This is a genomic window from Spirillospora sp. CA-142024 (assembly GCF_050942325.1).
Lineage (GTDB): Bacteria > Actinomycetota > Actinomycetes > Streptosporangiales > Streptosporangiaceae > Spirillospora.
This window is the reverse complement of the sequence record NZ_CP192077.1, coordinates 3807918-3820744: the sequence shown is the minus strand read 5'-3', so window position 1 is coordinate 3820744 and position 12827 is coordinate 3807918. Positions and strand designations below refer to the sequence as shown.

General features: G+C 69.7%; 11 protein-coding genes. 6 read left to right on the top strand and 5 right to left on the bottom strand.

Going from position 1 to position 12827, the window contains the following annotated elements; all coding sequences use genetic code 11:
* Positions 1–31 precede the first annotated feature (31 nt).
* Positions 32–1324 carry a DUF2786 domain-containing protein gene (locus ACQPZP_RS18480; protein ID WP_433478850.1) on the top strand — a complete coding sequence of 431 codons (1293 nt, stop codon included), beginning with the start codon at positions 32–34 and terminating at the stop codon, positions 1322–1324.
* Positions 1325–1407: 83 nt separating this feature from the next.
* Here ACQPZP_RS18480 and ACQPZP_RS18475 read toward each other — a convergent pair whose 3' ends face one another.
* Both ACQPZP_RS18475 and ACQPZP_RS18470 read right to left on the bottom strand, forming a co-directional pair.
* On the bottom strand, positions 1408–1620 hold the full coding sequence (locus tag ACQPZP_RS18475) for a helix-turn-helix domain-containing protein (protein WP_021594883.1): 213 nt from the start codon (positions 1618–1620) through the stop codon (positions 1408–1410).
* 167 nt (positions 1621–1787) lie between these two features.
* Positions 1788–2744 carry a class II glutamine amidotransferase gene (locus tag ACQPZP_RS18470; RefSeq protein WP_433478849.1) on the bottom strand — a complete coding sequence of 319 codons (957 nt, stop codon included), beginning with the start codon at positions 2742–2744 and terminating at the stop codon, positions 1788–1790.
* A gap of 211 nt (positions 2745–2955) precedes the next feature.
* On the opposite strand from ACQPZP_RS18470, the gene ACQPZP_RS18465 reads away from it, so the two are divergent.
* Entirely contained in the window at positions 2956–3918 is a 963-nt protein-coding gene (locus ACQPZP_RS18465; RefSeq protein WP_433478848.1) for a hypothetical protein, read from the top strand.
* Positions 3919–4260: 342 nt separating this feature from the next.
* On the opposite strand, the gene ACQPZP_RS18460 is transcribed toward ACQPZP_RS18465, so the two are convergent.
* The gene (locus tag ACQPZP_RS18460; RefSeq protein WP_433478847.1) at positions 4261–4701 is read right to left on the bottom strand and encodes a pyridoxamine 5'-phosphate oxidase family protein; all 441 of its coding nucleotides are present in this window, start codon (positions 4699–4701) and stop codon (positions 4261–4263) included.
* A gap of 1266 nt (positions 4702–5967) precedes the next feature.
* Here ACQPZP_RS18460 and ACQPZP_RS18455 point away from each other — a divergent pair.
* Complete coding sequence (locus ACQPZP_RS18455) at positions 5968–7137, top strand: hypothetical protein (RefSeq protein ID WP_433478846.1); 1170 nt, start codon at positions 5968–5970, stop codon at positions 7135–7137.
* 601 nt (positions 7138–7738) lie between these two features.
* Here the strand turns inward: ACQPZP_RS18455 and ACQPZP_RS18450 are convergent.
* A complete protein-coding gene (locus ACQPZP_RS18450; protein ID WP_433478845.1) occupies positions 7739–8524 on the bottom strand; it encodes a hypothetical protein in 786 nt (261 codons plus the stop codon).
* A gap of 174 nt (positions 8525–8698) precedes the next feature.
* Between ACQPZP_RS18450 and ACQPZP_RS18445 the strand changes: the two genes are divergently transcribed.
* On the top strand, positions 8699–9637 hold the full coding sequence (locus ACQPZP_RS18445) for an aldo/keto reductase (protein ID WP_433478844.1): 939 nt from the start codon (positions 8699–8701) through the stop codon (positions 9635–9637).
* A gap of 76 nt (positions 9638–9713) precedes the next feature.
* Entirely contained in the window at positions 9714–10616 is a 903-nt protein-coding gene (locus ACQPZP_RS18440; protein ID WP_433478843.1) for a serine/threonine-protein kinase, read from the top strand.
* A gap of 9 nt (positions 10617–10625) precedes the next feature.
* Here the strand turns inward: ACQPZP_RS18440 and ACQPZP_RS18435 are convergent, their stop codons facing one another.
* Positions 10626–11288 (bottom strand): hypothetical protein, encoded by a 663-nt coding sequence (locus tag ACQPZP_RS18435; RefSeq protein WP_433478842.1) that lies wholly within the window; start codon positions 11286–11288, stop codon positions 10626–10628.
* A gap of 129 nt (positions 11289–11417) precedes the next feature.
* On the opposite strand from ACQPZP_RS18435, the gene ACQPZP_RS18430 reads away from it, so the two are divergent.
* Complete coding sequence (locus ACQPZP_RS18430) at positions 11418–12701, top strand: citrate synthase (RefSeq protein ID WP_433478841.1); 1284 nt, start codon at positions 11418–11420, stop codon at positions 12699–12701.
* The last annotated feature ends 126 nt before the right edge of the window (positions 12702–12827 follow it).

Here is a 12827-nt window from a genome sequence, read left to right as displayed (position 1 = left end):
GCACAGGTGACCTCGGAAGGCGGGAGTGGCGGTGCGTGACGCGTGGCGGCGCGGCCGGACTCCGTCCCCGGCCGCGGCCGAGCTGATGTCCGGCGCGATTCGAGCGCTGGCGAACGGCGACGGACCCGCGTTCGGGCGGTTCGTGGAGCGGCTGACGGAACGTCCCGGCATGCCCGGCTGGACGACGATGGTCGACCGGTGCCTCGCGGAGCGGCTGGGGCAGGGGGTCACCGCCGCATGGCGGCGCGGCTGGCTGCCGGCCGACGTGGTCAGGTTCGTGTCCCGCCGCCGCACGGCCAGGCACGCGCGGCTGGTCAAGGACGCGATCGCGGGCGAGATGCGCGCCTACTCCCCCGCCACCGTGGACGACCGCTGGCGTGACCAGCTCGCCGCTCTCAAGGCCGAAGTGTGGTGGACGGACGACGACGCCCATCCCGCCCACTGGTGCGACCGCGAAACCGCCGCACGCACGGTCTACATCACCTGCGCGCTCGAACTGATCCATCTTCTGGAGGCCCTCCCGAGACTCCCGGCGATCACCCCGCCTCCCGGCACGGCGTCCGGCAGTGCCGGTCCTCGCGGCGACGCACCTGCCGCGGGTTGGGCGGGGGTCGACCAGCGGACGCTGGGGAGGGTGCGGGCACTGCTCGCGAAGGCCGAGTCGACCGAGTTCCCCGAGGAGGCGGAGGCGCTCAGCACACGCGCTCAGCAGCTGATGGCGCGGCACAGCATCGACCATGCGCTGCTCGCCGCCGAGGCGGGTGACACGGGCGGGCCGGACGGGCGTCGCATCGCGGTGGACAGCCCCTACGACGCGCCGAAGGCGGTGCTGCTGACGGTGGTGGCCGACGCCAACCGCTGCCGTGCGGTCTGGCACAGGGAACTGGGGTTCTCCACCGTTCTCGGTTTCCCGGCCGACCTGGCCGCGGTGGAGATGCTGTTCACGTCGCTGCTCGTGCAGGCGACGTCCGCCATGGTGCACGCGGGCCCCAGGCGGGACACGCGCGGGCGGTCACGGACGCGGTCGTTCCGGCACGCGTTCCTCAACGCCTACGCCGCCCGCATCGGGGAGCGGCTGCGAGAGGCCGCGGGCGAGGCGGCGGACAGTGCGGCCGCGAGCGCCGGCGGGAAGGATCTTCTCCCCGTGCTGGCGGCGCGCGACCGGGCCGTCGATCAGGCCGTCGACACGATGTTCCCGAACCTCGCCAAGGGGCGGGCGGGCTCCGTCTCCAACCATGAGGGCTGGGTGGCCGGGCGGGCGGCCGCCGATCTCGCCAGTCTGAACGGACGCTCCGAGGTCACCGGGGCGTTCCGCGGTTCCTAGCGCACGGGGTCCCCCCGGGGGGCGAGGGGGACGTCCGGTCATGTGCTCGGTTCTTCCTTTTCTCGCTTGGACCAGGGAGCGGGTCAGTCCTTCTTGCGCCGGGTGTTGCCGCCCCGGCCGCGCAGCGGCACCCCCGCCTCCTTCAGGACGTTGTAGATGAATCCGTACGACCGGCCGGTCTCGGCCGCGAGGTCGCGGATGCTTTCGCCGGCCGCGTATCGCGGAGCGAGCTCGGCGGCGAGACGGGTGCGTTCGGCACCGGTGACACGGGTGCCCCTCGACAGTGTTCGAGCCACGGGGACCTCCTGATTCCAAGGCTGGGCGGCGGGGCCCGTCCCCGCAGCTCACAGCAGTGTTGATCTCCCCAACGTACACATTCCCCCCGATTGCGCCGTCGATGCCGCGCGAATCACCGCGAATTCGGCCGAAGCTGGTCTTTTCCGTGGTGAACGGCGTGTCGGAGCTAGACAGACGGGTCTCGCACCGCCGCCGGCCGGCCGTTCCGCAGGATCACCGGCGAAAGGGGCACCCGGACCGGAACCGGTTCTCCTTCCGGGCCGCCCAGTTCCATCACCGTCACACCGCCGAAGCGGCCGGGGTCCGCGTCTCCCGCGGCGGCCGCCTGGGAGGCGGCCTCGCGGATGGACAGATCCGAACGGCGCAGCGGGTGGCGCAGCGGACCGAAGGGGAACAGCGAGGTCTCGTCGAGGCCGTCCACGACCAGCAGCTCGCCTGGTTCGAGCAGGCGCCAGCCGGGCCGGTCGTCCATCGGCTCGCTGGCGATGACCACCGCCGGAACCTCGCTGCCGGGGGCGCTCACGCCGCCTTCCCGGTGCGACAGGACCCACAGCTCGTTGCTCTCCGGATAGCGCAGGGCCCACAGCCGTCCCGCCTCCGCCACGAGCAGGTTGAGCGCGAAAACGGGCAGTTCAGCCCCGATGCGCCGCACCGCCTCGACGATCCCCGCCGTCGTGTCGCCGCGGCGCCGTATCTCGGCGGTCACGTAGGCGAACACCATCTCGGAATCGGTCTCGCCCGAGACATGGGCGCGCTCCACCTCCGTCAGCCACGTCCGGAGCGTGTCGAGCCCCTTCACCACGCCGTTGTGCGCGAACAGCCGGTCGTTCATCACGAAGGGGTGGCAGTTGTGCACCGTCAGCCCGCCCACCGAGGCGTCACGAACATGCGACACGAACGTGTGGGACGGGACGTTGCGGGCGTGCAGGTCGAAGTCGGCGTTCTCGAATGCGGCCAGCGGCGCCCGGTCGCGGACGGGCTCGCCACCGAGCGAGAACCAGCCGAGCCCTGCACCGTGCTGCATCCGGTGACTCTGCGCGCGCAGGCTCCGGGGCGCGTCCAGCAGCCAGTGGGCCGCCCTGACCCGCGGGCCGCCGGTACTCATCCCGAAAAGTCGGCACATATCGTCGCCTCTCACGTGATCTTAACTGCGGGTGACGGGAATTTTACCGAACGTCGTCGCAGGCGTCTGGCGAATCTCACCACGTCCTAGGGGTCCCGCCACAGCTCCGCGCCACTGGGAGGCGGGGTTATCCACAGAATCGAGTTCTGCTGCTTGTCCCCTGGCCGGCCGCGCATGCTGGGGCGCGTCCGCCGATGGAAGGAGCCGGCTCATGGCCACGATCACGTTTCCCGTCCCGTCCACCACGACCTCGCGGTTCGCGGTGGCCGCCGAGAGCATCCCGGACGATCCCGCCGATCTTCTCCGCAGAGCAGCGGACGGCCCGTATCACGCCCACATCGCCGGGCGGCTCGGCTCACCCCAATTGCAGGTGACCCGCGAGGACCTCGGCAGCCTGCGCTGGGACCCCGGGCACATCAAGGCGGCCCAGCCCGAGGACCGTCCGGCCGCGCGGGCCTTCAACGACGCCGGGCGGTTCGCCGTCGTCACCGCCTACTCGCCGATCACCGACCAGCCGCGCGGCGTCCAGGTCGCCCGCGCCGCTGCGTACGCCATCGCCAGGGCCACCGGAGGAGTCACCGCCGACCTCGTCACGGGTCACGTCCTGACGCCGTCCCCCGGCGAGCGGACACGTTTCGTGCTGGCCGACCAATGGCTGGGCGACGTCCTGCCGCCGTTCCGCGCCAACGGGCGCTGCACGGCCGCCGAACCCGCGTTCGACCCCGAGGGCGTCAACGGCTGCGCCTGCGTCCGTCTGCGGACCCGCGGCCTGCGCCGCTTCGGCCTCCCGGAGCTCCAGATCACCGACGTGGCCTGCCCGCACGACGTCGCCGCACTCAACATCCTGCGGACCACCGCCCGCCGACTGCTGACCGACCACTGGTCGTGGCTGGCCACGGGCCCCGCCACCCGCACCCGCACGATCCCGGACACCCTCGACCTGACACAGGGCGACTTCAACGACTTCTGGGGCTCCACCCGCCGCGTCCACCTGACGCCGCCGGCCCCCTTCCAGGTGCACCTGTCCCCACTGACCTCCCGCCTCATCGCCACCGGCCCACCCGCCGACTTCGACGGCACGGTCAACGACTGGCTCTGGGGCGACACGCTCCCCCTAGGCATGTACGACCTCCTAAAGGCCCCGGCCGACCCCCACCTCCCAACCGCCGCCTAAACAACCAGGCCCCCAGCCCACACCACCCACAGACCCGCCAACCCACCCCCGGCCGCCTACCGCCCCTGCCTCTTACCGACTCGGCCTCTTACCGACCTGCCTCTGCCGCTTCCCGGCCCCTATCCAGCCCCTGCTGCCCTACACCCTGCCGTTTTGCTGGCCTGCCGTTTTGCTGGCCTGCCACCAGCTACGCCCCTCGGGCGTCTCGGGCCCGCCCTGTGGCCTTCCGGGTTCGCCCTGTGGTCTTCCGGGTTCGCTCTGAGGCCCGTCGGGTTCACCCTGAGGAGGCCCGTCGGGTCCGCCCTGAGACCCGCCGGGCCCGCCCTGAGCCCATCAGGATCGTCAGCCGGACTGTTTGGTGTAGTCGCGGGTGTACCAGCGCTCCGGACGCACCCGCGTCAGGACCATCTTCCCGGCGACGTCCTTCGTCGCCTCCAGATACTCCGCGCCGCCCTCGACGCCGAGGTAGCGCTCGGCCAGCGTGCGGCGGTCCTCCGGACGGGCCGGATCCTCGAACCCGACGACCGGCCCCTCCACCGAGGCGTACCGGTAGGGCAGTGCGGCCTCCTGCACCACCAGGCTCACCCGTTCCGCCGCCCGGATCAGGGCCATCTTGCGGCTGTCCCGGCCGGTGATGAAGGTGATCTCGCCGCCTGGCTCGTAGGCGTACCACACGGGCAGCGCCAGCGGCGCCCGTCCCTCCTCGTCCGCAACGCTCAAGATGCCCACGTACGTGCCGGCGAGAAACGCCTCCCGCTCGGCCACGCTCATCGCCAGGGTCATCACGGCTCCTCTCCGCCGATCTCCCAGCATGCCCGAGACCCGACGATCCCGGCACTGCGGCGGGACCGGACACTCAGAGCCGGTCCGGAGGGATAGCGCTGCCCTCCACGTCCGTCCATGACGGGCAAAGCGAGCAAGGCCCTGCGTGCCATGCGCCGGACGCAACGAGGTCTCCGGTAAAGGGTTCATCGACCAAGAAGGCCCAGAACACCGAAGACGCATCACCCGCCCAGAGGCACGGCGGGCTCGGAGCACCTGAAAGATCCGCAGGCCGCCCGATCGAGCTGATCACCCGGTTATAGACCGCGCGCCCTTCTTCCTGATCACGGTGGACACGCGCTACGCCGCGGACGCCTCACCCGCCCACAGGCACGGCGGGCTTGGAGCAACTGAAGGATCCGCTCAACATGGGCCTGGAAAAGGGCCAGTAGCGGGTCTTCGCGCCGAGCCATCAAGGCCACCGCCGTCGCAGGCATCGGCGTCACCGTCCTCCCCCGCAGCCTTATGCGGCCCCGAACTCGCCAGCGGTTTACTCAGGCTGCCTACAACGGGCGAGCTAGCGCAGCCGCTCGTCCATGACGGGCCCCTCCCCTCGCGACCTCGACGAACAGCGCGTAGGCCGACAGTGCCGCCTCGTGCGGCCGGGCGAGATGGAAGGGGAAGTCGCCCGCGACCCGGTCGGCCTCCGCCCAGTCTCCAATCCTGTACTGGACGGATACCGCAGGGTCCGCATGGCGATGCCGCTTCCGCGCGCTGTCCGGCAGGACCAAGCAGCCTCGCGGCGATTCCGAATTGCTGTCGACCGGTGACACGGAGTGAGAGTTTTGAAACCGGGCCGCAACCCGAACATGCCGTTGCCGGGGCTCGCGAAACCGGCGGGACATGTGCGGATCATGCATGGCCCCTCACATGGGGCGTCCCGCTCACGCGTGCCGTCAAGCCGCATCACCAGGGAATCTTGCAGGATCTGCGGATGTCCGGCCACGCGCCCGCCGACGGGGCGACTGCACACCGAGATACCAAAACAATTCGGGATTTACCTCGTATCGGAGGCATGACAGGAACGGCGGCAGCCCTCGACGATTGCCGAGCCGACTGTGAGCAAAGTTCAACGCTCCGTAGCCAAAGTGGCTACGATCGGCATTCTCACGGTGACCGACGCGATCCCCCGGGGCGAAGATGAACCGTTTCCTGGTACACCCCAGACTTGCCGTCGTTATCGGCGACTGGCTCCGCTGCACCTGCGGGCTGCTGGGGTGTACCGCGATGGCCGGCGCCATCACCATCGGCGCGGCCGCCTCCGACGCGGCCGCCCGGGCCGAACCGCAGCCGCGAGGATCCGTGCCGCCCATCTGCCGCCACGCCGTGAGCATCGGCGACTGGTACACCGCGCACAAATGCAAGGAGGCTTGGCTGGCGATGTACGAGAGGTCTCGCAGACGATCAGGACGCGGCCGGGAGCTCCCCCGCTGGCCGGACCGCTACGACTCGAAGCACAAGACAGAGCGCAGATCACCCTCACCGAGGCCGATCGTCGAACCCGCACCGCGGCCCGCCGCACCGCATCCGCCGAGCAGCGCGCCCCCGTCTCCCACCCGTTCGAAGAGCACACCGCCACCCGCGTCCACCGCTCCCGTTCCGGACCGTCCGCGCGAACAGGCGGAAGATCTCGATTCACGCCCCGCCTCCTTGCAGCCCGTGCTCCTGCTCGGTCTGCTGCTCCCCGCCGCCGCCGCGATCTGCTACCCGTTCCGGCACCGCATCTACGCCGCCGCGACCGCGGGCCTGCCCGCGTTCCCTGCGGCCGAGATCCCGGAAATGCAGCCAGCGACCTTCAGCTACCGCTCCACGCTGGACCCATTCGCCATTCCCGCAACGGGCCTGTCGGGTCCGGGCGCCGCACCCACCGCCCGCGTACTCGCACTGACGGCACTCGACGAACACGGCGACGACTCCCTCGTCGTGATCCCGCGCCACGACGCCGGCGCCCTCTTCGGCCTGGCCGAGGACGAACTCCTCGACGACAACACGGCAGGCCTCTTCATCCCCGGCAACCTCGACGCGGCACTGGCATACCTGGAGACCGAACTCGCCATTCGCGAGAACACCGGGGTCACGCAGGCGCGGCGCCTCCTCCTGGTGGCCGACTGCGCCAAAGAAGCCGACCGGATCAAGGCGATCCTCACCCGTCACCCGGGCGGCATATCCGCGGTCTTGATGGGTCCCTGGACGGGCGATCGAGCCACCATCGACGACAACGGCCTGGTCGACGCCCCACCGGACCTGGCGTCAACCCTCCCCGAGCGTCTCCCGGCGATGTCCCGCACCGAGGCCCGCGACCGGCTCTTGACCGCCCTGGCGCGCCACAGAGAACCAGCAAAACCTCCGACAAGGCGCCGCTCAACCCCCCGCCGCGCCAACCACCGATCACCATGAACAGCGCAACCCCCGGCGTAGATGCACCAGACGCCACCCGCCGCCGATCCCCTCCTGAACGGGCAAGGCATCACGCGCTCCATCGGAGTCAGCCACGCTCCCTCAGGTCACGCCATCCCCCGCTCAAGGTCGGGTAGGAAAGAGACCCATCAGCTCCCCAGAGCCCAGACCGACCGCGCCGCCCACCCACTCGGACGGACTCGAATGCAGAGACATCGGCCGCTCAGGATCAGAGGCGGCCGCACCGTCCCAAGGCCGCGTCAGACGTCCACTCGGGCCACCTCAAAGGCATACCCGCCAGCTCACAAGAGTCAGGGGCAAATGCACCCGCCCCCAGGCCACGCCGTCCACTCGCTCGTGCCGACTTGACGGCTGACGCGTTGGCTCGGGCAGGCAGCACCTCAGCTCTGGGTGGTCGGGGCAGGCTGGGCCGTCCCGGGCTGTGCTGGGTGCCTGCTCAGCCGGCTTGGAGGCAAACGCGTCAGCCTGCGAGGGGCGGAGTGGCTGGGCTGCCTCGGGGCGCGTTGGGCACGCGCGGAGGTGTGCGCTTTGGTGCTGGAGCGTGCAGGGCAGATGTCGAGGGGTGGGTGCGGGTGACTTGCTACGGCGAGATGGGTTCCTGGCTTGCGATTTCGGCTCTGACCGTCCGGAGGGCGCGGATCGCTCGGCCAAGGGGGGCGATGTCCGGTGGCTGGTCGGTGTCTCGGTCCACGTAGGCGGAGCAGCGGAGGACCCAGGCGCGGACGACGTCCTCGATGTGGATCTCGGACCGGCGCGTTCTGGCCCGGGCCAGGCGGCGCTTCTCCTCGGCGACCTGGTGCACCAGGTCCTCGTCCGCCTGGAGCGCCTGGACGTCGGAGAGCGCGTAGCGGCCGAGCCTGTCCGCCGCCAGGTCGCGCTCGGCGGCGATCCGGTCGAACGTCTTGCGGGGCCACCCGAGGATCGTCACCGCGCCAGCGGTGTCGACCGTGTCGGTCAGCGGGCCCTTTCTGGCGGTGACCACCTGCCGCACGACGTCCGAGTCGAGAAGGTCCAGGTCGCGCAAGAGGTAGACGGGGTGCCCGCGGAAGCTGCTGATGACGCCGAGGTCGCCCCGGGCGACCAGGACCTCGATGTCGGGGCGCTCGACGTCGAGACCCACCCGGGCGGCGAGCCGGGCGGCGGCCCGTGCCGAGCCGACCGGCGGCTCGACGCCGAATCTCGCGATGATCTCCTCGCCGCGCCCGCGGGCGCCCTCGGCGAGGCCGGCGGACCACCGGTCCGCGTCGAGGTCGGGCCCCGGAAGCAGCCCGTGCTCCAGGCCGACGCGCAATTGCCATCGAGCGAGCCCGAGAAGTCCGGCGAACTGGTTGGCGCTGTAGTAAGACCGGGCGGTCTGTGCAGGCATTTCCGTACCCCTCTGTCGCGGGAACATTGACACGGATCAGCATCGCGGGCGGACGCCATAAGGATCACCAGAATGTAATTCTGTGGATATCCCGCCGCGCACACCGGAGCATTTCCGACTATTCGGGCAATCAACTCGGGTGTGAGCGTCGGACGAGCGTGCGAGGCTGGGGACATGAACGCGATACACCGGCTCGGGATCGGTCTTGCGGCGCTGGGACGTCCCGCCTACATCAACGTGGGCAGGGTGGCGGAGCTGCCGCCCGGGCGAAGCGTGGAGATGATGCGCGAGGCGACCTGGAGCGTCCTCGACGCGGCCTACGCCGCAGGCATCCGCTGGGTGGACGCGGCACGCTCCTACGGCAGGGCGGAGGAGTTCCTCGGAGGCTGGCTCACGGCACGTGCACCTGAAGGAGTGCAGGTATCGAGCAAATGGGGATACGCCTACGTCGGCGATTGGAAGACCGATGCGCCGGTGCATGAGGTCAAAGAGCACAGTCTCAGCCGCTACCGAACCCAGTATGAGGAGTCGCGCGAGCGGTTGAACGGGCATCTGTCCGTCTATCAGGTGCATTCGCTGACCGAAAAGAGCTCCCTGTTTCAGGACGTCCCCCTACAGGAAGCCTTGGCGGAGCTCGCCGCGGAGGGCGTCCGCGTTGGCTTCTCGACGTCCGGACCAGGACAGGCCGACACGATCCGGCGAGCGATGGCCCTTGAGGTCTCCGGGCAGAGGCTCTTCAGCACCGTCCAATCGACGTGGAACATCCTTGAGACGTCTGCCGAGGATGCACTCGATGAAGCCCATGGCGCCGGACTGCATGTGCTGCTCAAGGAGGTACTGGCCAACGGACGGCTCGCCGTGCGGCCTCCCGCAGAGGTGCAGGACCTCTCGTCCAAGAAGGATGTGCGTCCGGATGCGCTGGCCCTGGCGGCGGCGCTCAGCCGACCTTGGGCTGACACCGTCCTCATCGGTGCGGTCAGCCCGGCCCAACTGGAAGCGAACCTGGCGGCCACGAGCGTGGCCCTCGAACCACCGGAGCTGGAGGCGATGGCGAGGTTGAGCATCCCGCCGGAGCGTTACTGGGCGGAGCGGAGTGCGCTCCCCTGGACGTGAAGGGCCGCACGGTCCGGCGAACGCCCGCGCCGTGGCACGATTGAGCGCGCCCCACCATGATCGGATAGCCGTGTCCATGCAGTCAGAACCGCCCCAGATGATCGGCCCGTACCGCGTGGTCACCCGGCTCGGTTCCGGCGGGATGGGCGAGGTGTTCCTCGGAGCCTCGCCCAGCAGGCGGCTGGTCGCCGTGAAGGTCATCCGTCCCGAGCTCCTCGACGATCCCAGGTGGAGGGAACGGTTCCGCCGCGAGGTGACCTCAGCGCGGTCGGTCAGCGGCTTCTACACCGCGCCCGTCGTGGACGCCGACCCGGACGCAGACCAGCCGTGGCTGGCGACCCAGTACATCCGCGGCGTGAGCCTGTCCGCGGTCGTCCGGGAGAAGGGGCCGCTGCCGGAGCAGGCCGCCTGCCGGCTGGGGGCCGGGCTGGCGGAGGCGCTCATCGCGATCCATCGGGCGGCGATCGTCCATCGGGATCTGAAGCCCTCGAACGTCCTGCTCGCCTCGGACGGGCCGAGGGTCATCGACTTCGGCATCGCACGGCCCTTGGACGCGCTGCCGTTGTCGCGCACGGAGATCCTGGGGACGCCCGCGTACATGTCACCGGAGCAGGCCCTGGGTGACCCCGTCCATCCGGAGAGCGACGTGTTCTCGCTCGGAGCGACCCTCGTGTTCGCGGCGACGGGTGCGGCGCCGTTCGGCACCGGCCACAAGGTCCGCGGACGGATCGTGAACGGCGAACCGGACCTCACCCTCCTGCCCGCACCCATGCGTGGGCTCGTCACACGCTGTCTGGTCAAGGATCCTGGGGAACGCCCCACTCCCGAGCAGGTCCTGATCGCCCTGTCCACGCTGCTGGACGCGCATTACGGTGAGGAGTGGCCACCGGAAGACGTCGAGGAGCTCATCGACGTCCAGGAACGGACGCTGGTCGAGGTCACGGCGGAGCTTCCGACCTTGCGCGAGCCGCGCCCGTAGGACGCGAGATCACGGCAAGCCTTCCGCGAGTGCGTCCCAGAAGGCGGTCTCGTAGGCGTGCAGAAGGCGAGCCGCCCGGGCGGCCTCCACAGGGTCGTCGCCAGACGCGAGACCGGCCGCTATGACCGCGAGAGCATGCTCCTCGAAGCCGGGCGGGGATCCTGCGAAGAAGTCGAAGAAACCGACGTCCGTGCCGGCGAAGCCGTAGTGGGCTCTTAGCGCCTGAGCTATGCGGGCGCAGTACGCGCCCCACTCCTCAAGATTGGCCATCATGGCCAGAGCCACCTCACTGGCCGTCCCGAAGGCCGCCCTCTGCGCGAGATAGGCGGGATACGCCTGCGCGAAAGGTCTCGGTTCGTACGCGCTGAGATTCTTCTCACTCTCACCAAGCGCCGCGACGAAATCACCCAGGAGGGTCAGAGCCTGCCCCTCCCCCTGTGCGAGCCCCAGAAACAGCTCACCGGCGGGCGATTCGGGATAGCGAGCGGCCAGCAGGGCGAAACTCCGCCGATCGCTGCTGACGATCCGAAACTCCTCGCCCGCGAGCCAGACCAGGCGATCTCGGGGCAACTCACCCTTTTCGATCAGGTCGACGAAGCGGTTCGGCGTCGTCGTCTCGGCGATCTCCCGTCGGGTGCGCGCGAGGAGTTCGGCTGCGCTCTGAGCGGTCATGCCTCCACCGGAACACCCGCGCCCGCCCGCCGTCAACGGGACGGGCCCGGATCGGCGCCCGTGATCACGTGGATACGATGAAGAGCGGAACGTCTACGCAGGTGTGGACGCAGTTGGGAGTGAGCGAGTATGTCGGATTTCGAGCTCGACCACGCGGGCGGCCGGATGCCTCTAGAGGTCACCGAGGCGACGGAAGGTCCGTCTGGGCTGGTCGTGGGCAGCCTCCTCAAGGAGACGGGGCATGTCACGCTCGATCCGGGTTTCACCAACACGGCGTCCACCACGTCGGCCATCACCTACATCGACGGCGAGGCGGGCATCCTCCGCTACCGCGGCTACCCCATCGAGGAACTGGCGGAGAAATCCTCCTTCCTTGAGGTGGCCTACCTGCTCATCTACGGCGAACTCCCGACGCCCGACCAACTGAGCAAGTTCACCGACAGCGTCCGCAACCACACCCTGCTGGACGAGAAGTTCCGCGCGTTCTTCTCGGCCTTCCCCCGCCGCGCCCACCCGATGGCCGTCCTGTCGTCCGCGGTCAGCGCCCTGTCGACGTTCTACCAGGACAGCCTTGACCCGTTCGACCCGGAGCAGGTCGACCAGTCGAGCATCCGGCTCATCGCGAAACTCCCCACGCTCGCGGCGTACGCGTACAAGACGTCCAACGGACAGCCGCTGCTCTACCCGGACAACTCCCTCGGGTACGTGGAGAACTTCCTGCGCATGATGTTCGGCCTGCCCACGCAGCCGTACGAGATCGACCCGGAGATCGCGCGCGTACTGGACATGCTGTTCATCCTGCACGCCGACCACGAGCAGAACTGTTCCACCTCGACCGTGCGTCTGGTGGGGTCCAGCCAGGCGAACCTGTTCTCCTCGGTGTCCGCAGGCGTCGACGCGCTGTTCGGCCCACTGCACGGCGGCGCCAACCAGGCGGTCCTGGAAATGCTGGAACGCATCCACGAGAGCGGCGACAACATCGACTCGTTCGTCGAGCGCGTCAAGAAGAAGGAGCCCGGCGTCAGGCTGATGGGCTTCGGGCACCGCGTCTACCGCAACTACGACCCGCGCGCCGCCGTCGTGAAGAAGGCGACGGGCAAGGTCCTGGACGCGCTCGGCAAGTCCGACCCGCTGCTGGACCTGGCCATGCGCCTCGAAGAGGTCGCCCTGAGCGACGACTACTTCATCGAGCGGAAGCTCTACCCGAACGTGGACTTCTACACCGGGGTCATCTACAAGGCGATGGGCTTCCCGACCAACGCCTTCACGGTCCTGTTCGCGCTCGGCCGGCTGCCCGGCTGGATCGCCCAGTGGCGCGAGATGATGAACGACCCGGCCACCAAGATCGGCCGCCCGCGCCAGGTGTACGTGGGCCCGGGTGAGCGCCACTACGTGGAGCCCACCGCCCGCTGACGCGGCGGTCCACGGCAACTTCTCCCTGGGACCGCATCGTCCCGCGGAGGCTCGTGCGCAGCGGGCGGGTCGAACGACCCGCCCGCGCATGACCGCTCTCTGTGGAGGTGCGAGAGTTAGCCTGTG

Bases quoted from the DNA above. Each gene is read 5' to 3' on its own strand.
- ACQPZP_RS18470 (WP_433478849.1), bottom strand. From the start codon at position 2,744: ATGTGCCGACTTTTCGGGATGAGTACCGGCGGCCCGCGGGTCAGGGCG.
- ACQPZP_RS18465 (WP_433478848.1), top strand. From the start codon at position 2,956: ATGGCCACGATCACGTTTCCCGTCCCGTCCACCACGACCTCGCGGTTC.
- ACQPZP_RS18460 (WP_433478847.1), bottom strand. From the start codon at position 4,701: ATGACCCTGGCGATGAGCGTGGCCGAGCGGGAGGCGTTTCTCGCCGGC.
- ACQPZP_RS18455 (WP_433478846.1), top strand. From the start codon at position 5,968: ATGGCCGGCGCCATCACCATCGGCGCGGCCGCCTCCGACGCGGCCGCC.
- ACQPZP_RS18450 (WP_433478845.1), bottom strand. From the start codon at position 8,524: ATGCCTGCACAGACCGCCCGGTCTTACTACAGCGCCAACCAGTTCGCC.
- ACQPZP_RS18445 (WP_433478844.1), top strand. From the start codon at position 8,699: ATGAACGCGATACACCGGCTCGGGATCGGTCTTGCGGCGCTGGGACGT.
- ACQPZP_RS18440 (WP_433478843.1), top strand. From the start codon at position 9,714: ATGCAGTCAGAACCGCCCCAGATGATCGGCCCGTACCGCGTGGTCACC.
- ACQPZP_RS18435 (WP_433478842.1), bottom strand. From the start codon at position 11,288: ATGACCGCTCAGAGCGCAGCCGAACTCCTCGCGCGCACCCGACGGGAG.
- ACQPZP_RS18430 (WP_433478841.1), top strand. From the start codon at position 11,418: ATGTCGGATTTCGAGCTCGACCACGCGGGCGGCCGGATGCCTCTAGAG.